Source organism: Arthrobacter sp. NPDC093128 (assembly GCF_040683875.1).
GTDB lineage: Bacteria > Actinomycetota > Actinomycetes > Actinomycetales > Micrococcaceae > Arthrobacter.
In genome coordinates this window covers 140,412-159,118 of sequence record NZ_JBFBEY010000015.1, presented here as the reverse complement: position 1 = coordinate 159,118, position 18,707 = coordinate 140,412, and the positions used below count along the sequence as shown (strand labels likewise).

19 protein-coding genes are annotated in these 18,707 nt (G+C 65.7%); 9 read left to right on the top strand and 10 right to left on the bottom strand.

Annotation, left to right across the window (positions count from 1 at the left end; translation table 11 throughout):
• Window positions 1-78: 78 nt before the first annotated feature.
• The 6 genes from pdxS to AB0N24_RS18395 form a co-directional block, all read right to left on the bottom strand.
• Window positions 79-1,005, bottom strand: a complete 927-nt coding sequence (gene pdxS, locus AB0N24_RS18420; protein WP_364127276.1) for a pyridoxal 5'-phosphate synthase lyase subunit PdxS — start codon at window positions 1,003-1,005, stop codon at window positions 79-81.
• Window positions 1,006-1,237: 232 nt separating this feature from the next.
• The gene (pgsA, locus tag AB0N24_RS18415; protein ID WP_214955321.1) at window positions 1,238-1,876 is read right to left on the bottom strand and encodes a phosphatidylinositol phosphate synthase; all 639 of its coding nucleotides are present in this window, start codon (window positions 1,874-1,876) and stop codon (window positions 1,238-1,240) included.
• Window positions 1,869-2,459 (bottom strand): HIT domain-containing protein, encoded by a 591-nt coding sequence (locus AB0N24_RS18410; protein ID WP_364127273.1) that lies wholly within the window; start codon window positions 2,457-2,459, stop codon window positions 1,869-1,871. The genes pgsA and AB0N24_RS18410 overlap by 8 nt, the downstream gene beginning before the upstream one ends.
• Window positions 2,460-2,481: 22 nt before the next feature.
• Window positions 2,482-4,491, bottom strand: a complete 2,010-nt coding sequence (gene thrS / locus AB0N24_RS18405; RefSeq protein WP_364127270.1) for a threonine--tRNA ligase — start codon at window positions 4,489-4,491, stop codon at window positions 2,482-2,484.
• A gap of 133 nt (window positions 4,492-4,624) precedes the next feature.
• Window positions 4,625-8,125, bottom strand: coding sequence for a DNA polymerase III subunit alpha (dnaE, locus tag AB0N24_RS18400; RefSeq protein WP_364127267.1), 3,501 nt, complete (start codon window positions 8,123-8,125; stop codon window positions 4,625-4,627).
• Window positions 8,122-8,454 carry a DUF6504 family protein gene (locus AB0N24_RS18395; protein WP_364127265.1) on the bottom strand — a complete coding sequence of 111 codons (333 nt, stop codon included), beginning with the start codon at window positions 8,452-8,454 and terminating at the stop codon, window positions 8,122-8,124. Before AB0N24_RS18395 ends, dnaE begins: the two co-directional genes overlap by 4 nt.
• A gap of 177 nt (window positions 8,455-8,631) precedes the next feature.
• On the opposite strand from AB0N24_RS18395, the gene AB0N24_RS18390 reads away from it, so the two are divergent.
• Window positions 8,632-9,018, top strand: a complete 387-nt coding sequence (locus AB0N24_RS18390; RefSeq protein ID WP_364127262.1) for a hypothetical protein — start codon at window positions 8,632-8,634, stop codon at window positions 9,016-9,018.
• A 45-nt stretch (window positions 9,019-9,063) separates the two neighbouring features.
• Here AB0N24_RS18390 and AB0N24_RS18385 read toward each other — a convergent pair whose 3' ends face one another.
• Window positions 9,064-9,390: a chorismate mutase gene (locus AB0N24_RS18385; protein WP_137322959.1), complete on the bottom strand. Its 327-nt coding sequence runs from the start codon at window positions 9,388-9,390 to the stop codon at window positions 9,064-9,066.
• A 14-nt stretch (window positions 9,391-9,404) separates the two neighbouring features.
• Between AB0N24_RS18385 and AB0N24_RS18380 the strand changes: the two genes are divergently transcribed.
• On the top strand, window positions 9,405-9,827 hold the full coding sequence (locus AB0N24_RS18380; protein ID WP_364127260.1) for a VOC family protein: 423 nt from the start codon (window positions 9,405-9,407) through the stop codon (window positions 9,825-9,827).
• Window positions 9,828-9,866: 39 nt separating this feature from the next.
• On the opposite strand, the gene AB0N24_RS18375 is transcribed toward AB0N24_RS18380, so the two are convergent.
• Window positions 9,867-10,613, bottom strand: a complete 747-nt coding sequence (locus AB0N24_RS18375) for an SOS response-associated peptidase (RefSeq protein WP_364127258.1) — start codon at window positions 10,611-10,613, stop codon at window positions 9,867-9,869.
• A 168-nt stretch (window positions 10,614-10,781) separates the two neighbouring features.
• On the opposite strand from AB0N24_RS18375, the gene AB0N24_RS18370 reads away from it, so the two are divergent.
• Entirely contained in the window at window positions 10,782-11,039 is a 258-nt protein-coding gene (locus AB0N24_RS18370) for a mycoredoxin (RefSeq protein WP_011692168.1), read from the top strand.
• Window positions 11,040-11,124: 85 nt separating this feature from the next.
• Here AB0N24_RS18370 and AB0N24_RS18365 read toward each other — a convergent pair whose 3' ends face one another.
• Window positions 11,125-11,898: a lipoate--protein ligase family protein gene (locus tag AB0N24_RS18365; protein WP_364127255.1), complete on the bottom strand. Its 774-nt coding sequence runs from the start codon at window positions 11,896-11,898 to the stop codon at window positions 11,125-11,127.
• Between AB0N24_RS18365 and AB0N24_RS18360 the strand changes: the two genes are divergently transcribed.
• Complete coding sequence (locus AB0N24_RS18360; protein WP_364127252.1) at window positions 11,891-12,280, top strand: DUF2177 family protein; 390 nt, start codon at window positions 11,891-11,893, stop codon at window positions 12,278-12,280. The genes AB0N24_RS18365 and AB0N24_RS18360 overlap by 8 nt on opposite strands.
• A gap of 26 nt (window positions 12,281-12,306) precedes the next feature.
• On the opposite strand, the gene AB0N24_RS18355 is transcribed toward AB0N24_RS18360, so the two are convergent.
• Window positions 12,307-13,110, bottom strand: a complete 804-nt coding sequence (locus AB0N24_RS18355; protein ID WP_364127249.1) for a thioesterase family protein — start codon at window positions 13,108-13,110, stop codon at window positions 12,307-12,309.
• A 155-nt stretch (window positions 13,111-13,265) separates the two neighbouring features.
• Here AB0N24_RS18355 and AB0N24_RS18350 point away from each other — a divergent pair, with 155 nt between their 5' ends.
• The 5 genes from AB0N24_RS18350 (at window position 13,266) to AB0N24_RS18330 (ending at window position 18,584) form a co-directional block, all read left to right on the top strand.
• On the top strand, window positions 13,266-14,249 hold the full coding sequence (locus tag AB0N24_RS18350) for a phosphodiester glycosidase family protein (protein WP_364127246.1): 984 nt from the start codon (window positions 13,266-13,268) through the stop codon (window positions 14,247-14,249).
• A 9-nt stretch (window positions 14,250-14,258) separates the two neighbouring features.
• Window positions 14,259-15,353 carry a bifunctional glycosyltransferase family 2/GtrA family protein gene (locus tag AB0N24_RS18345; protein WP_364127244.1) on the top strand — a complete coding sequence of 365 codons (1,095 nt, stop codon included), beginning with the start codon at window positions 14,259-14,261 and terminating at the stop codon, window positions 15,351-15,353.
• 75 nt (window positions 15,354-15,428) lie between these two features.
• Window positions 15,429-16,190, top strand: coding sequence for a DUF4956 domain-containing protein (locus AB0N24_RS18340; protein WP_364127241.1), 762 nt, complete (start codon window positions 15,429-15,431; stop codon window positions 16,188-16,190).
• Entirely contained in the window at window positions 16,187-16,975 is a 789-nt protein-coding gene (locus tag AB0N24_RS18335; protein WP_364127239.1) for a polyphosphate polymerase domain-containing protein, read from the top strand. Before AB0N24_RS18340 ends, AB0N24_RS18335 begins: the two co-directional genes overlap by 4 nt.
• 40 nt (window positions 16,976-17,015) lie before the next feature.
• Window positions 17,016-18,584 (top strand): carbohydrate-binding domain-containing protein, encoded by a 1,569-nt coding sequence (locus AB0N24_RS18330; protein WP_364127237.1) that lies wholly within the window; start codon window positions 17,016-17,018, stop codon window positions 18,582-18,584.
• Window positions 18,585-18,707 lie beyond the last annotated feature (123 nt).

The window sequence follows — 18,707 nt, the reverse complement described above, 5'->3', positions numbered from 1 at the left end:
TTTTTTTTTTTATTATGTCGGGGGGGGGCGTACCCCCCCCCTTCCGCCCCCGCCGCCGTCGTACTACTTTTGGAGCTGTTACCAGCCGCGCTCGGCGAGGCGGTGCGGCTGCGGGATCTCGTCGACGTTGATGCCCACCATGGCTTCGCCCAGGCCGCGGGAGGCCTTGGCGATCACGTCGGGGTCATCGAAGAAGGTGGTGGCCTTCACGACGGCGGCGGCACGCTGGGCCGGGTTGCCGGACTTGAAGATGCCCGAGCCGACGAACACGCCGTCAGCACCAAGCTGCATCATCATCGCGGCGTCGGCCGGGGTGGCGATGCCGCCCGCGGTGAACAGCACCACGGGGAGCTTGCCGGCGGCAGCAACTTCCTTGACCAGTTCGTACGGGGCCTGCAGTTCCTTGGCCGCGACGTACAGCTCGTCCTCGGCCATGCCGGCGAGCTTCTTGATCTCCGCACGGATCTGGCGCATGTGGCCAGTGGCGTTGGAGACATCGCCGGTGCCGGCCTCGCCCTTGGACCGGATCATGGCCGCACCCTCGTTGATGCGGCGCAGCGCCTCACCGAGGTTGGTGGCGCCACAGACGAAGGGAACCTTGAAGTTCCACTTGTCGATGTGGTTGACGTAGTCGGCCGGGGTCAGGACCTCGGACTCGTCGATGTAGTCCACGCCGAGGGACTGCAGGACCTGGGCTTCGACGAAGTGGCCGATCCGGGCCTTGGCCATGACCGGCACGGACACGGCTTCGATGATCTTGTCGATCATGTCCGGATCGGACATGCGCGACACGCCGCCCTGGGCCCGGATATCGGCCGGAACACGTTCCAGCGCCATGACGGCCACGGCACCGGCGTCTTCGGCGATGCGGGCCTGTTCGACGTTGACGACGTCCATGATGACGCCGCCCTTGAGCATCTCTGCCATGCCGCGCTTGACGCGGTTGCTGCCCGTGACGCTGTTGGCGGACGAGCCGGCTTCGCTGCTTACATCAGGTGTAGACACAAAAACCCCTATGGGTAGCTAGATGTTACGTAGATCCGGTCTCTCGGTCCCGGCGCAGGCGTCGGCACAGACGGGAAAAGCCACGCCGCGCGCACACCGGATTACCGGATCCAATGACCAGGTACTCCTAATACTAGTCCCACGCTACGACGCTGCTGAATTCGGGTTACCCCGGCAGTCCCGCCTCTCTCCATGGGCGCTGCCGGACGGCCGCCGGAGCCTGCCGGACCGATCAGGCAGGCTGCTGCGAGGCCGTGCCGTTCGGCTCTTCCAGCGACTGCCGGTACACGGTGGCGATACGCTGGACAACGGTGACCAGGCTTGCGGCAGCGAGCAGGATCAGCGTCGCCAGCAGAACCACGCTGGGGAGCCCAATCCCGGTGAAACCCGTCACCACCAGCACCGATACCAGCCGTTCGGCGCGCTCGGCGATGCCCACGTTGGCCTGGAACCCGAGGGCCTCGGCCTTGGCCCGCGCGTAGGAAACCACCATGCCAAGCACCAGGCACACGACGGCGGCGATGGCTATGGCGCGGTCCGCGCCTCCGGTGAAGTACCAGATGGCAAGGCCCGCAAACAGGGCGCCGTCGGCAACCCTGTCCAGGGTGGAGTCCAGGAAGTTGCCCCACCGGCCGCCGCGTTCCTGCAGACGGGCCATGATGCCGTCCAGGACGTCCGAGAAGATAAAGGCCGTGATGAAAAGGGTCCCCCACCACAGCTGGCCCAAAGGGTAGAACACCAGGGCGCCCACCACCACGCCGGCCGTTCCCACGATGGTGATGGCATCCGGGGAGACTCCGATTTTCAGGAGCCAGCGGGCAAGCGGGGAGAACAGCGCGGTGAAGAACCCCCGGGCGTGCCGGTTAAGCACGTTCGTCCTCGGGCCAGGCCTCGGCGACCTGCTGGCGGACCTCGCCGAGCGTCTGGGTGATGGCTTTCGTCTGGGCGATGATGGGGAAGAAGTTTCCGTCCCCGCCCCAGCGCGGAACCACGTGCTGGTGCAGGTGGCCGGCAATTCCGGCGCCGCCGACAACGCCCTGGTTCATCCCGAGGTTGAAGCCGCCGGGATTGGCCACTTTCCGCAGGACCCGCATGGACGTCTGCGTCAGGGCCGCGAACTCCGCCGTTTCCTCCACTTTCAGGTCCGTGTAGTCCGGCACGTGGCGGTACGGGCAGATCAGCAGGTGGCCGGGGTTGTAGGGAAACAGGTTCAGTACCACATACGCCGTTCGGCCGCGATACACGATCAGGGAGTCCTCGTCGCTGCGTGCAGGGGCCACGCAGAAAGGGCAGTCTTCCTCATTCTTGAACTGGTGCTGCCCGCCCTTGATGTAGGCCATGCGGTGCGGAGTCCACAGGCGCTGGAAAGCGTCCGGAACTCCGGCCAGGCCGAAATCATCGGTCGCCTCGCCGTCGCCCGGATATCCTCCGCCAGCGCCTGTGGTTTCCTGCACGTCGTTTGCCTTTCCGCTTCCGCTAGCTGGTCCGGTTGCGGACGGCTTCGACAATCCTCTGGACTGCCTCGGCCACCGGCACACCGTTGTCCTGGCTGCCGTCGCGGAACCGGAACGACACAGCTCCGGCCTCGGCATCCTCGCCGCCGGCGATCAGGACGAACGGGATCTTGTCCTTGCTGGCAGTGCGGATCTTCTTCGGGAAACGGTCCGAGGAGATGTCCACCTCGGCCCGGATGCCGGCCGCCTTGAGCTGGCCGACGACGTCGAACATGTAGTCGTTGAACGCTTCGGCGACCGGGATGCCCACCACCTGCACGGGTGCCAGCCACGCCGGGAAGGCGCCGGCGTAGTGCTCGGTCAGCACACCCATGAAACGCTCCACGGAACCGAACAGGGCGCGGTGGATCATCACCGGGCGCTGACGGGTGCCGTCGGCGGCCTGGAATTCGAGTTCGAAGCGCTCAGGCAGGTTGAAGTCCAGCTGGATGGTGGACATCTGCCAGGTGCGGCCGAGTGCGTCCTTTGCCTGGACCGAGATCTTGGGACCGTAGAACGCGGCTCCGCCCGGATCCGGAATGAGCTCCAGGCCGGAGGCTTCGGCCACTTCGGCGAGGGTCCGGGTGGCTTCCTCCCAAGTGGCGTCGTCGCCCACGAACTTGTCTTCGTTCTTGGTCGAGAGCTCCAGGTAGAAGTCATCCAGGCCGTAGTCCTTGAGCAGGCCCAGCACGAAGTTCAGCGTGGTGGTGAGCTCGTCCTTCATCTGCTCGCGGGTGCAGTAGATGTGGGCGTCGTCCTGTGTCATGCCTCGCACGCGGGTCAGGCCGTGCACCACGCCGGACTTTTCGTACCGGTACACCGAACCGAATTCGAACAGCCGCAGGGGCAGTTCGCGGTAGGAGCGTCCCCGCGAGCGGAAGATCAGGTTGTGCATGGGGCAGTTCATCGGCTTCAGGTAGTAGTCCTGGCCGGGCTTGCGCACGGTGCCGTCCTCGTTCAGTTCCGCGTCGATGTGCATCGCCGGGAACATGCCCTCCTTGTACCAGTCCAGGTGGCCCGAGACTTCGTAGAGGTGCCCCTTGGTGATGTGCGGGGTGTAGACGAACTCGTAGCCGGCGTCCACGTGGCGCTGGCGGGAGTAGTCCTCCATGGCCTTGCGGATGATGCCGCCCTTGGGGTGGAACACCGGCAGGCCGGAACCCAGCTCGTCCGGGAAGGAGAACAGGTCCAGCTCGGCGCCCAGCTTGCGGTGGTCGCGGCGCTCGGCCTCGGCGATGCGCTCCTGGTAGGCCTTGAGGGCGTCCTTGGTGGGCCAGGCAGTGCCGTAGATGCGCTGCAGCTGCTGGTTGTTCTGGTTGCCCAGCCAGTAGGCGGCCGAGGACCGGGTCAGGGCGAAGGCATTGGAGATGAGCTTGGTGTTGGGCAGGTGCGGGCCGCGGCACAGGTCGCACCAGACGGTGTCGCCGCTCTTGCGGTCCACATTGTCGTAGATGGTGATGTCTCCGGCACCGACCTCGACGTTGACCCCTTCGCCGGCGTCGGCGGCGTCGTTCTTCCTGCCCAGCAGTTCGAGCTTGTAGGGCTCGTCCTTCATCGCTTCGCGCGCCTCGTCCTCGGACACCACGCGGCGGACGAACTTCTGGTTCTGGTTGATGATCTTGAGCATCATCTTTTCCAGGGCCTTCAGGTCTTCCGGGGTGAACGGCTCAGCGACGTCGAAGTCGAAATAGAAGCCGTCAGTGATGTAGGGGCCGATGCCCAGCTTGGCGTCCGGGCGCAGCTGCTGCACGGCCTGGGCCATGACGTGCGCAGTCGAGTGCCGGAGGACATTGAGGCCGTCCGGGGAATCGATGGTGACACCTTCGATGTCCGCTCCGTCGGGGAGCGGCTGGTCCAGGTCTTTCAGTTCGCCATTCACACGGGCAACAACGACGTCGCGGCGCTCAAAGAAGAGTTCCGCGCCGGTGGTCCCGGTAGTCACCTTGGTCTCTTCGCCGTCGACGATGAGGGTGATCTTCTGGGCATCTGACACGGGTGTCTCCTATTCAAAGTTAAGGCTTCGTAGCTTGTGGCGTACGGGGACCACAGCCAGCCTCGTCCATGCTATCGGTTGGGAGATAGGGCGACCAAAGCGGCCCGTGAGGCTCACTGTCCCGGGGTGCAGGTCAGCTGCCCAGTCCGGTGATGGCCAGGTTGCGGCTGATTCCATCCAGCGGCCCCTGTAACTGCAGGTCCTGTTCCCTCTGGTCAGTGGATTGTTTTTCCGGGAACGGCAGCGTCTCGGTGCGGCTGAGGTCCCAGGCCATGGTGGCACTGATGCTAATTCCGCGGGGTCCGGTCCGGCGGGTGTTGCCCCGGATAAGGAGCAGCCGGGTGCCGAACAGCAACGGGCCGGCCAGCTCCTGGGCTTCGTGGAAAAACACTGAGTCCACGCAGCCGGTGCCGTCATCGATACTGATGAACACCACGCGGCGGCCTCCCCGCATAGGCGGGGTCTGGGTGGCGATCCGGACACCGGCGACCAGCACCTCAGTGCCGTTCCGGAGCCCCAGGAGCTTATCCGCCGTGGTGACGCCCAGCCGGTCCAGCAGGGGCCGGTGGCTGGACATCAGGTGTTCACTGACATCCACCGCCATCAGGTCAAGTTCAGCCCTGACGTTCTCCACCATGGTGGGTGCGGGAAGTTCAGCTTTCAGGTTCCTGAGTTCAACATCACCCAGGGGCAGGGAAAGCTGGCCGTCCATGACCTCAACGCCTTTCTTGGAAGGGCGGTTCTGGAGGGACTGCAGGTGTTGGACGAGGTCAGCCCTGTTGGCTGCTCCCCCGGACTCCCGATGCAGTGAGTCGAATGCTCCCAGCTGGGCAAGACGTTTGATGCTTGGCTTACTCAGCCGGGAGCGGGCACGGAGATCGGCCAGCGAGTCATAGGGCTGCCCTGCCACGATCCTTTTGAGTTCAGTACCGGAAAGTCCGTAGATGCCGTTCAAGCTCAGCCGGATGCCGAGCTTCCCGCGGTCCGGACCGGATTCCACCCGTTCCACGCGGTATTCCGCCTGGCTCCTGTTGATGTCGAGGGGCAGGATGGGGATCCCCAGCCGCCGGGCTTCGGCCACAAGGAGCCTCTTGGGGTACATGCCCGGATCGTGTTCCCACAACCCGGCCAGGAAAGCCTCCGGGTGGTGGGCCTTCAGCCAGGCCGACTGATAGGTAGGCACGGCGAAGGCTGCCCCGTGTGCCTTGCAGAAGCCAAAGCTGCCAAAGGCCTTCAGGGTTCCCCAGACCTTGTCCACCACCTCGGGGGTGTAGCCCCCTGCCCGGGCTTCCTTGCGGAAGAATTCCTCCACCTTGGGTTCAAGGAGCTCGTTCCCCAGGGCTCGGCGGAATTCATCAGCCCGGGCCAGCCCGCACTTTGTCATGACATCGAAGGTCTTCAGGATCTGCTCGTGGAAGACCGTCACTCCGTGGGTTTCCTGAAGCACGGGCTTGAGGTCCGGATGCGGATAGACCTCAGGCGCAAAACCGTGGCGGTGCTCCAGGAAGGGGCGAACCATGTCCGATTTCATGGGTCCGGGCCGGAACAGGGAAATGTCGATGATGAGGTCGTTGAACTCCCTCGGCGCCATTTTGCCGATCAGTTCCCGCTGCCCGGGGGATTCGATCTGGAAACAGCCCAGGGTGTGGGTGCTGCGGATCAGTTCATAGGTTGGTTCGTCGTCCAGGGGCACGGCGTTGAGGTCGATGTGCCCGTCAGCGGCGATGTAGTCCGGCCCCGCACCCTCAGGCCCCACCGGATGGGCGCCTGCAGCCACCACCTCGGCCTTGGAGGGGTGCAGCCGGATGACCTCCCTGACGGCGAAGGCCATGGCGCTCTGCATCCGGACGCCGAGGACGTCCAGCTTGAGCATGCCCATCGGATCCATGTCGTGTTTGTCGAACTGGCTCATGGGCAGGCCCAGTCCGCTGGGCTGGACGGGTGTCCGGTCCAGCAGGGTGGCGTCGCCAAGGATCACGCCACAGGGATGCATGGAGATGTGCCTTGGCAGGCGGTCGAGCCTCTCGGTCAGGTCCACGAGCAGGTCCAGCTGCTGGTTTTCGGCGAAATCGCGCTGCTCCACACGGCCCGCGAATTCCTTCAGCTCCGGCTTCTCCACCAGGGCTTCACGGAAATTCCTGGCCGAGAAGCGCCACAGCTGCTTTGCGATTTCGCCGATGTCGCCGTCGTCCATGCCCAGCGCCAGCCCGGCGTCCCGCACGGCACCGCGAGCGCGGTACCCGTTCTGCATACTCATGAGGGTGACCCGTTCCGCCCCGAAGCGGTCAAAGATCCTGCGGTAGACGTTGTGCCGCTCGGCACTTTCGACGTCGATGTCGATGTCCGGAAGGGTGGCTCTGTCACGGGAGAGGAACCGCTCGAAGATGAGATCGTGCTGCAGGGGGTTCACCTGGCTGATGTCGATCAGGTAGTTGACCAGGCTGGAGGCGCCGGATCCCCTGGCGGCAGCCCTGACCCCCATATCCAGGATCATTCGGGATACCTCTGCGACCGTCAGGAAGTATGAGGCAAAGCCAAGGTTGGCGATGATCGTCAGTTCGTGGTCCAGCCGTGCCCGCATTTGCACTTCATCCCGACCCGATATCCCTGGGAACCGCCGGCCGATTCCCGCCTCGCAGCGTTGGGTCAGCTCAACCAGCGGGTCGCCGTCGATGCCGATCACAGCTGCCTCCGGAACAACGGGCTGTTTCCATCCCATGTCCGTGACCGGATCCATCCGGCAGCGGTCCGCGAGCGCCTCGGTTTGGCCGAGCAGCCTGGTCAGGTCGGTGGCCCCGTAGCCCGCCGAATGAATGATCTCCTTGCCGAGCTGGAGCATTTGGGCCGCCGATTTCAGCCAGCCCTGGCCGTTCGGCTGCAGCAGCGGCTCCGCGGTCAGCTCGGGCAGCGACTTCAGGGTGCGGGCTGAATCCAGGACATCCGCCGTCGCCGCCCCGTCCTCCGCGCAGTACCGCACGGCGTTGGTCAGCACAGCGGGTACGCCGTGCTCGGCAGCGAGCTTGAGCATGCGCACGGCGTGGGCGGTGCTCAGCGGCTCACCGGGGGCGCTGAGGTGTGACACCACTTCCGCGGCCATTGTGCCCTTGGGCATACTGTCCAGCCACTGCTTGAAAAGGGTGCGGGGACGGAGGTACCGGCGGCCGCCCATTGCCCTCCCGACGTCGGAATCCGGCCCGATCAGGACGGTCAGTACCGGCTCCAGTGTTTCCGGATGCAGGGTCCTGGAAGCGAGTTCGGCGCGGGTCACCGCAACGGGTACTGCTCCCCCGGCCTTGCCGGAGGTGCGGGCATGGGCATCCGAAATCAGCCGGCAGAGGGCGCGGTAGCCTGCACCCTTGTTGTTTCCGTGGGCGAGCACGACGACGCGGCCCGCGAGCTGGGTGCGGAGGTCGCCGTCGTCGTCGAAGACCGCAAGGTCAACCCCGACGACGGGATCCAGTCCCGCCGCCATGCAGGCTTTGAGGTGTTTGACGGTGCCGTACAGTCCGTCCCTGTCGGTGCAGGCCAACGCCGTGGCGCCGTCTGCGGCGGCCGACTGCGCCAGCTCATCGGGCCAGGAGACGCCGTAGTGCGCGCTGAAAGCGGTGGACACGTGGAGATGGGTGAAGCTCATGCTGATTGCGGCCGGAGGGCATCGTGGATCCGCAGCAGCCTCCAGCGTCCGCTGCTGATACTCCGTGTCAGGTCAAGGGTGAGGCTGCTTTCCGGGCCAGGGGCGGCCTTGGCATCGGAAAGCCGGACCTGGACGCGCCAGATCTCGTGATCCACCAGACCCGGGCCGGTACCAAGGGGCGCCCGGGTTTCCTCTGCCCACCACTGGCGCCGTTCATACCAGCGCACTGGTTCGGCGCAGACCGTGTATTGCCTTCCGGCCCAGGTGAGTTCCAGGGGCTGGCCGGCAGGCGTGCAGACGACATCGACACCCTCGCTGAACATGCCCATGGGCGCCTCCCGGAAACACCCTGCCCGCCCCGCAACAGGTGACCGTTTCGGGTGGCAGGAAGAGTCTTGAAATAAGTTGTTCGAATATATCTTCGAATAAATCAAGTCTACGCCGGGGCGGTGACAAAACCTAGATCAGGGGTGGACGGACGGCAGCGCAAGGGGAAGGATGGAGCCATGAGCTCCCATAACGCACTCCTGAAGCATGTATCCATCGCCGCCAAGGACTCCACCTTGGTGGCGACTTTTGCTATAGACGGGAATATCCCCGGGGCGGGCGCCTACGTGGTGGGCCTTGTGGCGGCTACGCCGGATCATTCCCATCAGCGACGAATGGGAATCGAGTTCATGAACGGCGAAGCCGTGTCCTTCTATTGCTTCAGCCATGACGGCACCGAGGAGAATTTTGACCTCAGCGGCGTGGAACATTCAGGCAGCACCATTACCGGGAACTTTCCCATGAGTACCGTCCTGGGGCTGGAGAAGGGTCACCTCATGACCGCTTTCAGCGAAGCCGACGGCAGGGACTTCCAAGCCAACGTGCCCGTGGAGGAATCCCTCTAGATTCGCCCGGACGTCAGCCCGGGATAGCGCCCGCGCACAACGCCGCTAGCTGCTGGCGTTGTGCACTTTCATCTCAAGTTCAGTGAAGGCCGTGATCATGGCACGGTAGGTCTTCTCCACGATGTCCGGATCGATGTCCTTCTTCTGCGCGGCGGCACGGACATGCTCGATGACCTTCTCCACCCGGCCGGGGGCGCGGACCTCTGCGTCATCGCCCTTGAGGGTGCCGGAAATCCGGATCAGGCGTTCACGGCGCGCAATCAGGGTGACGATCTGCTCATCAACTTCATCGACGGCCACGCGGACAGCGGCGAGCTGCTCCCTGTCGGCCTGGGCGTCTTTGTCGTGTCCGTGATTTGTGGGCATGTGCATGACAGTATCTAAGAATGCAGCCTCGAGTCGACTTCATTTCACTTGGCGTCCGTAGTGTTGACGCCGCACGCAGGTTCTACGTCAACGGCCTGGGTTGGCCGGTGCACCGGGAAGTCCCCGGCGACGTGGTGTTCATCCAGGCAAACCACGGCCTCATTCTTTCCCTCTGGAATGCAGGCCAGATGCAGGCCGAGGCCTCCGTGGACAGCCCCACCGGGATCCCCTGCATCACCCTGAGCCACAACGTTGGCAGCGCGGCGGACGTTGACCGGGTCATGGCAGAAGCCGAGGCCGCGGGGGCAACGGTCGTGGGCCGGCCGAAAACCCAGCCGTGGGGCGGCTACACCGGGTACTTTGCGGATCCGGACGGCTTCCGCTGGGAAATCGCCTTCAATCCCACGTGGTCGGTTGACGCCGGCGGCACAGTCACGGTCTGAGGCCCGCCCAAATAGAGGCGCGCCCAAGAAGTCACCCGGCTAGAACAGGCCTCCCACCGGCTGGATGAGTTCCGGTGAATCATTCCTGACGTTCCCGACGGCGGTGCCAACGGCATCGATCGTCCAGCCTTCGGCTACGTCGTGCGCCCCTGCCCTCACCAGATCCACCAGACCGGCGGCGTCATCCGCCTGGGGGTCCAGCCAGGCCTGCATGGTGGTGCGGTCCATGGGCAGCGGCACCCTGTCGTGCAGGGCAGTAAGCTCGGCGAGCATCCCGCCGGCATAGCCCTCGGGCGGCGAGTCGGTGGTCATGATGGAAGTGGACAACATCCAGCGGTGCGGGTCGCCCTCGGGCTTGGACGGATCCTTCCACCACTCATACAGCCCGGCGAACACCAGCGTCAGGCCGTCCTTCGGGTGCACGTAATAGGGCTGCTTGCTGCGCCCCTCGCCCTTCCATTCGTAATAGCCGTCCGCCGGCACTGCGCAGCGTCTTGACCTCGTTGCCTTGCGGAAGGCCGGTTTCTCCAGGACGCTCTCGCTCCGCGCATTGATCATTTTCGAGCCGATGGAAGGATCCTTGGCCCAGGAGGGCACGAGTCCCCAGCGGGCCACGTGCAGCTGCCGGACCGGGCTGCCGTCCACCAGCCGCTCAAGCAGGATGGGCACATCAGCGGTAGGTGCCACATTCCACGACGGCGGAACCACAAGCTCCTCTTCCAGTTCAGCGTCAAACTCTGCCAGCAGGTCCCCGACCGCCCTGGCCATCACGTAGCGTCCACACATGGCACCAGCATGCCACCGCCCGCAGTCGGTGTCACCCGGCGTCACCGGCCGTCATCGTGGGGCATGGTGGGGGCTGCCGCCGCGGGAATACCGGCCAACGGGTTACGGTTGAGGGTAAGGACATCTGCTTTGATAACGACGAGCAGCAACGAGCTTGAGGAGAACTCCGTGGATTTCACTCCCGAATCCGGCACCATCACCATGTTTTCGACCACCTGGTGCGGTTACTGCAACCGGCTGAAGAAGCAGCTGGACGCTCAGGGCATCGGTTACACCGAGATCAACATCGAAGAAGTTGAAGGTACCGCCGATCTCGTGGAGCAGCTCAACGGAGGCAACCGCACCGTTCCCACCGTCCTTTTCCCGGACGGCACCGCCGCCACCAACCCGTCGGCGGCCGAAGTAAAGAGCCGGCTCGCGGCCTAGGCCCCGTCCGGCGTAAAGTTGTTCAAAAAGCAAGGCCGGGCACCTGGGTGCCCGGCCTTTTGCCTGTCCGTCAACGCACATGCAGTCAGCTGCGCAGGCTGGCGAAGTCCGCATACTCCAGCCGCGCGTACCCGGCGTACGTGTCAATAACCGCCGCCTCGACTGCCGCAACGTCGAGTCCCGGGACGAGGTCGTCGGCGGCGCCGGCAGTGGCCGGATCCCACTCCAGTCCAAGGGCGGAATAGCTGGCTTCCAGGACACGGCGGATCGGCCCGGAGTTTTCCACCACGATGACCGAGCTGAACAGCCACCCGCCGGACACAACGCGCTGGGCTGTGCCGATCAGTTTGACCCTGTGCTGCGGATCAGCCGGGTCCTGGCCGTGGACGCTGAACTCCCCCGGGCAGTACTCGCCCGGGATTTCACCAACGGCGGCGTGGACTCCTGCACTGCGGAGGGCATCCGCCAGCATCTCCCCGAAGAAGGCGAAACGCCCTTTGGCGCCGGCGATGGCGTCGGCATGCGGTTCCACGTGATCGACGATCAGTGTTCCCTCGTGGTAGGCCGCCGCCCGGCCGCCGGCCTTCCGGACCAAGGGCTCAAAACCGAGCTCCCGGCAGGCCCTGGCCGCCGCCTCAAAGCCGGGGAGGTGCGCGTCCCGCTGGCCGAAGGCCACTGTGGGCGCCGGACGGTACAACCGCAGGGTCGGGCCGGTCCTGCCGGTCTTGGCCATCCCCAGCAGTTCAATGCCGAATTCCAGGTCCCGGGCCGCCCCCAGCGACTCTTCCTGCCGGACGATGGTCAGCGTGGCTGGTGCGCCGGCCGCGTGCTGCATCTTGCTAAGCTCCCTTATGGTCATTCTGCAATTCCTGGTCGTCGCCGCCGCGTTCGCCGTCATCGATGCCATCTGGCTCAAGACGATGAACCCGTTTTACCGCGGACAGATTGGTGAACTGCTGGCCGACCGGCCCAATCTAGGGTACGCGGTGGTGTTCTACGTGATCTACATTGCCGGCATTGTGTTTTTCGCCCTGCGTCCCGCGCTCGACGGCGGCAACTGGCTCAGCGCGGTGGGCTACGGCGCCGCGCTGGGCGCGTTCGCCTACGCCACGTACGACCTCACCAATGCCACGACGCTGAAGACCTGGCCGCTGCAGCTCATTGTCGTGGACATCCTCTGGGGCGCAGCATTGACGGCCCTGGCCACGCTGGCCGGCTGGCTCGTCTTCCACGGGAACTGAGCGCCGCAGAACCACATTCCGTGGAGCTAGGTCCTGCGGATGGTCAGGATCTGTTCGGCCCGGCCAAAGGGTCCGCTGAGGTCGTGGAGCACCGTGGACGTCAGCCCGATGCCGTCTGCGCCGAAGGAGACCGCGTTGTCCAGGCCGAGCCAGTCGCCGACGGGTTTCCGGTACATATGGATCTGCAGGTCCAGGTTGGGGAAGGCGAAGCTGTCCCTTCCCGGGGGGACGCGGGCCGCTATTCCGTTCGCGGTATCCACCAGCCCCATCAGCCGTGCCACGTCCCCGCTGTCCGCGGTATTTGTGAGCGGGTGTCCGGTGCGAAGCCACACCTTCCCGGAGCCCGGACGGTGCCCGTCCGCAACGCGCATTTCCAGGGATCGGATGTAGCCTCCCGGCCAGACGCTGGCACCATCGTACGGTGAGCACTCGTGCGGCCCGGGAATTCGGGCGTCTTCGATTGCTGCGACGTCCGCCGTGTCGGACGTAATCATCCGCCAGGCCGTGGCGCGGATCGCCACGCGGCCGTCCGCAACGAGTTCGGCCTGCAGCAGTTCGATGGTGCGTCCGGGCCGGAGCGTGGTGGTGACCACCTCGAATTCGCCGCCCGGGATCAGTCCCAGGATCTCGTAGCTCAGGCGCGCCATCCGGACATCGTCCCGAGGGTTGTGCCGCTCCAGGCAATCCGCCATGAGCCCTGATGCCGGCGCCATGTGCTGTTCGTGCTCGTTCCAGGCACCCTGGGCGTGAATGGTCGAACGGAAACGCCCGCCGCCCAGTGACTCGTAGTAGAAGTCGCCCTCGGCAAGTTCCGGAAGTGCTGCAGTCAACGTCGACCCTTTCGCATGGCTGGTGATGATCCCAGAACACACTATCGCTTGCAGCTAACCCCCGGATGCAGCCCCAATCGCACTGCCGCGGGTCTCACAGCTTCCTCTTATCCTGACCTCATGGCCGGTATAAGTCCGGAGCCTAGAAATAATGCATGACTCCTCTCAAGAACCAACACCGCAAAGGCGGCCGCGTGCGCCGCGCCGTCGTCGCCGGGGCCGTTGCCCTCACCCTGTCAGCCGGCGGGGCCACTGCGTGGGCGCTGGACCGCTTTGTGGTACAGCACGTGGAAATCTCGGACGTCTCCGCCTACCAGGCAAGCCAGACCGGGACCACGGCGGGCACCGCCACTGAGTCCACCAGCGAATCAGGCAGCACCGCCGCCGTCACCACGGACACTTCCTACGCCTCGGACAGCACCGACATCAATATCTCCACGGTGACCACCGGCAGCGGCGACAGCACCGTCACGTACTACGTTGCCGACGTCGTGCTGGATGACGCCACTACAGTGCAGTCCGCGTTTGCCAACAACAGCTTCGGCGGGAACATCACCGAGACCACCTCCGCGATCGCCGAAGACAACAACGCGGTGTTCGCCATCAACGGCGACTATTACGGCTTCCGCGACACCGGCATCGTGATCCGCAACGGCGTGGTGTTCCGCGACGAGGGCGCCCGGCAGGGCCTGGCCTTCTACCGCGACGGCACCGTCAAGGTCTACGACGAAACCGCCACCACTGCAGAGCAGCTGCTGGCGGACGGCGTCTGGAACACCCTCTCCTTCGGCCCGTCCCTGCTGAACGACGGCGAGATCGCCGACGGCATCGAGGACGTGGAGGTGGACACCAACTTCGGCAACCACTCCATCCAGGGCGAGCAGCCCCGCACCGCCGTCGGCATCGTTGACGAGAACCACCTGGTGTTCGTGGTGGTGGACGGCCGCAGCCCCGGCTACAGCTCTGGCGTGACCATGACCGGGCTGGCGCAGATCATGAAGGACCTCGGCGCCACCACGGCGTACAACATTGACGGCGGCGGATCCTCCACCATGTATTTCAACGGGGAGCTGGTCAACAACCCGCTGGGCGACAACAAGGAACGCGACACCTCCGACATCCTCTACATTGCGCAGTAGGGGCCGGCAATGATCATCCTGATCCCGGCCTATGAGCCGGACCAGCATCTTCCCGCCCTGATCCGCTCCATCCGGGAGACCGAACCGTGGGCCACCGTGGTGGTGGTCGATGACGGCAGCGGCCCCGCCTACCGCGAGGTGTTCGACGGCGTCAGAGCGCTTGGGTGCCACGTCATCGGCTACTCCCGCAACCGGGGAAAGGGCTTTGCCCTCAAGACCGGTTTCGGCTTCATTGCGGACCACCTGCCCGGCCGGAACGTGGTCTGCGCCGACAGCGACGGCCAGCACACCATCGTGGACATCCTTCGCGTGGCGGCCGCGGTATCGAGTGACCCGGTACAGGACGGCCCAACGGCCATGGTGCTGGGCACCCGAAGCTTCACCGGGAACGTCCCCGCCCGCAGCAGGTTCGGCAACAACGCCACCAGGCTGCTGTTCACCCTGGCCACCGGCGAGCGCATTGCCGACACGCAGACCGGCCTCCGCGGCTACCCCGCCGCCATGCTCCCCTGGCTCCGGTCCGTCCCCGGCGAGCGCTACGAGTACGAGTTGAATCTCCTGCTCGAGGCCGGGCAGACAGGCTACGCGATCAGGAGCGTGGACATCGCCACGGTGTACCTGGATCACAATGCCGGGTCGCATTTCCGGCCGCTGGCGGACTCCGCCCGGATCTATGCGCCACTGCTGAAATTCCTGGCGTCCTCGTTCACGGCGTTCCTGGTGGACACCGTGATGTTCCTGATCCTCAACGCGGCCACCGACTCGCTGCTGCTTGCAGTGGTCGGCGCCCGGGCCGTGAGTTCCGCCGTCAACTTCGCCGTCAACCGCAGGGTGGTGTTCCGGCACGGCCGGGAGAAGCCTGCAGCGCAAACCGGCGTCCGCTATTTCAGCCTTGTACTGGTGCTGCTTGCCGCCAACTTCGCGCTCATCGCAGCCCTTGACGCGGTGTCCCTGCCCCCGCTGGCCGCCAAGATCCTCGCTGAAGTCGCCCTGCTGGCCATCAGCTACGCGGTCCAGCAGCGGTTTCTCTTCGCCAAGGGCGCCGTCAAACCCGCGGAGGAAACCCGCAAGGAACGCTCAGCCGACACTCATATTCCGGCCTAGGTTCCATCACAGCACCTGCACAGTTTGGCCGTGGATTGTAACGACCAATCCACCAATCAGATTCCGGAGAATTCCATGACACCGCTCATCCTTATCGCCGCCGACCTGGCCGCCATCAGCATCCTGACCTTCGCCCTCTATCTGCGCCGGCACCGGCGCCGCGACCTGGTGGTGTCCTACCTCGGCATGAATGTCGGTGTCATGGCCGTTGCCGCCGCACTCTCCGGATCGGCCGCCGGCGTCGGCCTGGGACTCGGCCTCTTCGGAGTGTTGTCCATCATCCGGCTCCGCTCCACCGAACTTGCCCAGCACGAGGTTGCGTACTACTTCTCGGCCCTGGCCCTTGGCCTGATCGCCGGCCTTGGCATCGACCCTGTGTGGCTGCCGCTGGCGCTGATGACCATGATCCTGCTGGTGATGTTCGTGGGCGACCACTCACGGGTCCTGCCGGCCTACCGCCACCAGACAGTGATCCTGGACCGTGCCATCGCCGTGGATGAGGAACTCTACGCCCGGCTCGAAGAGGTGGTCCACGGCAAGGTCCACTCGGCCACCGTGCAGGAGCTGGACCTCGTCAACGACAAGACGGTCGTCGATGTGCGCTACGCCTACGTTCCGGCAGCGTTCCCCGCAGGCCCTGCCGCCCTGCAAATCCCATCGGCCGGGACCCCCGTAATGGAACCGGCAGTCCTCGCCCCCTTCCCGACGGCGGCTGCCCGCCACGCGGCGGGCCCCGCGGCGGACCGGCCCTCGGTGGAGTTCCCCGCGGACCCCGCGGCGGCTGTGCCTTCCGGCCGCGCGGCCAACCCCGTCCATGCCTCGGCAGGTGCGGCATGAGCGCCCCGGCGCAAGCCGGCATCCTGGGCACCCTGCGCCTGCTGCCGCCGGTCGGGCTGGACGAACTAAACGCCGAAGCCGCACTGCAGACCCGGGTGGACCGCAAGTACGTGGTCCCCGAGACGCTGGCACAGCAGCTCCTGGCCACGTTCGACGCCGAGGTCCGGGTGCTGGAGATGGACGGCTCCCGCTGCTTCGCCTACGACTCGGTATACTTCGACACCGCGCAGCTGGACAGCTACCTACTGGCAGCCCACGGCCGCCGTCGCCGCTACAAGGTCCGCACCAGGACCTATGTGGACAGCGCCATCAGCTTCCTGGAAGTCAAGACGAAAGGCGCCCGCGAGGCCACGGTCAAGGAACGCATCCCCTACGACCTCAGCGACCGCGCCCGGCTGACGGCCGAAGGCCTGGACTACGTCCACGAAACCCTCGCCGCCGCAGTGGGCGACGTGCCCTCCGGACCTTTGGGGCCCGTGCTCGAAACCCGCTACTTCCGCACCACCCTGTACCTGCCCGAATCCGGCAGCCGGGCCACCATCGACACGGACGTGACCTGGCAGCGCCCCGGCCAGCAGGCCTGGGTACTGGACGGCGCCGTGATCCTCGAGACCAAGTCCGGATCGACGGCCGGCCCGCTGGACCGGCACCTCTGGGCACACGGCGTGCGGCCCTCCCGGATCTCCAAGTTCGCCACCGGCATGGCGGCGCTCTGCCCTGACCTGCCGGCCAACCGCTGGAACCGGACGTTGCGCCGGAACCTGGCTCTCCGCCCCGCCGCCTGACCCTGCTGCTCCCCCGAATACTTCACAGAAGGAACACACCATGAGACGCTTCCGCACCGCCCTGTCCGTCACCGCCCTCGCCCTCGCCGCGGGACTGGCAGGCTGCTCCGCCGCCGGCACGGCGTCCACCGGCACCTCCATCACCGGCACCACAACCTCGGGCACGGCAGCGTCGTCCGGAACCGCCGAGGCCGTCTCCCTCGACACCCTCGCGGCGGACACCCACTACGACGCCGACGACCTCACCTGGGACGCGGCGTCCGAAGTAGCCGTGACCCTGGCGGACGGCGCCAGCACTGTGGCCTCCGGCACGTCGTCGGACGCTGTGAAGGTCGACGGTGACACCGCCACCATCAGCACGGCCGGCACGTACCGCCTGAGCGGATCGCTGTCGGACGGGCAGGTAGTGGTCGCCGCAGGCGAGGAAGACGTGGTGCGCATCATCCTCGACGGCGCCGATATAAACAGCTCCACCGGCTCCCCGTTTGTGGTGCAGAGCGCCAACGAAGCCATCGTGTTCCTTGAGGACGGCACGTCCAACACCCTGAGCGACGCTGCCACCTATTCGGACACGGCGGAGGACGCCCCGAACGCGGCCCTTTACTCGCAGGCCGACCTCACCATCGCCGGCACCGGCTCGCTGACCGTGGACGGGAACTACAGCGACGGCATCTCCTCCAAGGACGGCCTGGTGCTGGCCGCCGGAACCGTGAAGGTGGATGCCGCGGATGACGGAATCGTGGGCAAGGACTACGCCGTGCTCCTTGACGGCGCCTACCAGGTCACGGCCGGCGACGACGGATTCAAGTCGGACAACGAGGAAGATGAAGGCCGCGGCTGGGTGCTCATCAACGGCGGCACCCTGAACGTAAGCGCCGGTGACGACGGCATCAAGGCATTCAACACGCTCACCGTTGCCGCCGGCACCGCCACGGTGGAAGAGTCCGAAGAAGGCCTGGAAGCCCAGCACATCATGATCTCCGACGGCACGGCCACCGTCACCTCCAACGACGACGGCGTCAACGCGTCCGGCGGCAGCACTGGCAGCACCGATTCGCAGGGCGGAATGGGCGGCGGTGAGATGGCCGCGGGCGACTACACCGTGGAAATCACCGGCGGCTCGCTGACCATCAATTCGCAGGGCGACGGCCTGGACTCCAACGGCAACGCCACCATCACCGGCGGCACGGTGGTGGTCAACGGGCCCACCAACGACGGCAACGGTGCGCTGGACGTCAACGGCGAACTCGTGGTGAACGGCGGAACCGTCGCGGCCGCGGGGAGCTCCGGCATGGCGGTGACGCCCGGAACGTCCTCATCGCAGTCCGGCGTCCAGCTGACCTTCGGCTCCGCCCTTCCGGCCGGCACCACCATCCAGCTGGCGGATTCCAGCGGTGCAGTGGTGGCGACCTTCGTGACGGCCAAGCAGGCAGCCTCGCTGGTCTTCTCCTCGGCAGCCATCACAGCCGGTGAGGAATACACGGTGTACACCGGCGGGACGGCCCAGGTCACCTCCGGCGTCGGAGACGGAACTCTTGACGGCGCACAGGAACAGGGCACCGTCACCGCCGGCGAATACACGGCGGCCCGCGGTCCCGGCGGCCGCTAACCGGCCCGCCACAGGATAACGGCCCGCCGCAGGATAACGGCGGGGGACGACGGCTTGGCCGCGTCCCCCGCCGTTCCCGTGTGCCGTCTTCCGGTGCCGTCTTCCTGTGCGCGGCACCCTCAA

What these genes read in the sequence shown, in the direction of transcription:
- AB0N24_RS18385 (WP_137322959.1), bottom strand. Translation starts at nt 9,390, where the DNA reads ATGCACATGCCCACAAATCACGGACACGACAAAGACGCCCAGGCCGAC.
- AB0N24_RS18375 (WP_364127258.1), bottom strand. Translation starts at nt 10,613, where the DNA reads ATGTGTGGACGCTACGTGATGGCCAGGGCGGTCGGGGACCTGCTGGCA.
- AB0N24_RS18340 (WP_364127241.1), top strand. Translation starts at nt 15,429, where the DNA reads ATGACACCGCTCATCCTTATCGCCGCCGACCTGGCCGCCATCAGCATC.
- AB0N24_RS18390 (WP_364127262.1), top strand. Translation starts at nt 8,632, where the DNA reads ATGAGCTCCCATAACGCACTCCTGAAGCATGTATCCATCGCCGCCAAG.
- dnaE (WP_364127267.1), bottom strand. Translation starts at nt 8,125, where the DNA reads ATGAGCTTCACCCATCTCCACGTGTCCACCGCTTTCAGCGCGCACTAC.
- AB0N24_RS18360 (WP_364127252.1), top strand. Translation starts at nt 11,891, where the DNA reads ATGGTCATTCTGCAATTCCTGGTCGTCGCCGCCGCGTTCGCCGTCATC.
- AB0N24_RS18395 (WP_364127265.1), bottom strand. Translation starts at nt 8,454, where the DNA reads ATGGGCATGTTCAGCGAGGGTGTCGATGTCGTCTGCACGCCTGCCGGC.
- AB0N24_RS18335 (WP_364127239.1), top strand. Translation starts at nt 16,187, where the DNA reads ATGAGCGCCCCGGCGCAAGCCGGCATCCTGGGCACCCTGCGCCTGCTG.
- AB0N24_RS18330 (WP_364127237.1), top strand. Translation starts at nt 17,016, where the DNA reads ATGAGACGCTTCCGCACCGCCCTGTCCGTCACCGCCCTCGCCCTCGCC.
- AB0N24_RS18365 (WP_364127255.1), bottom strand. Translation starts at nt 11,898, where the DNA reads ATGACCATAAGGGAGCTTAGCAAGATGCAGCACGCGGCCGGCGCACCA.
- AB0N24_RS18380 (WP_364127260.1), top strand. Translation starts at nt 9,405, where the DNA reads ATGCAGCCTCGAGTCGACTTCATTTCACTTGGCGTCCGTAGTGTTGAC.
- AB0N24_RS18350 (WP_364127246.1), top strand. Translation starts at nt 13,266, where the DNA reads ATGACTCCTCTCAAGAACCAACACCGCAAAGGCGGCCGCGTGCGCCGC.
- AB0N24_RS18345 (WP_364127244.1), top strand. Translation starts at nt 14,259, where the DNA reads ATGATCATCCTGATCCCGGCCTATGAGCCGGACCAGCATCTTCCCGCC.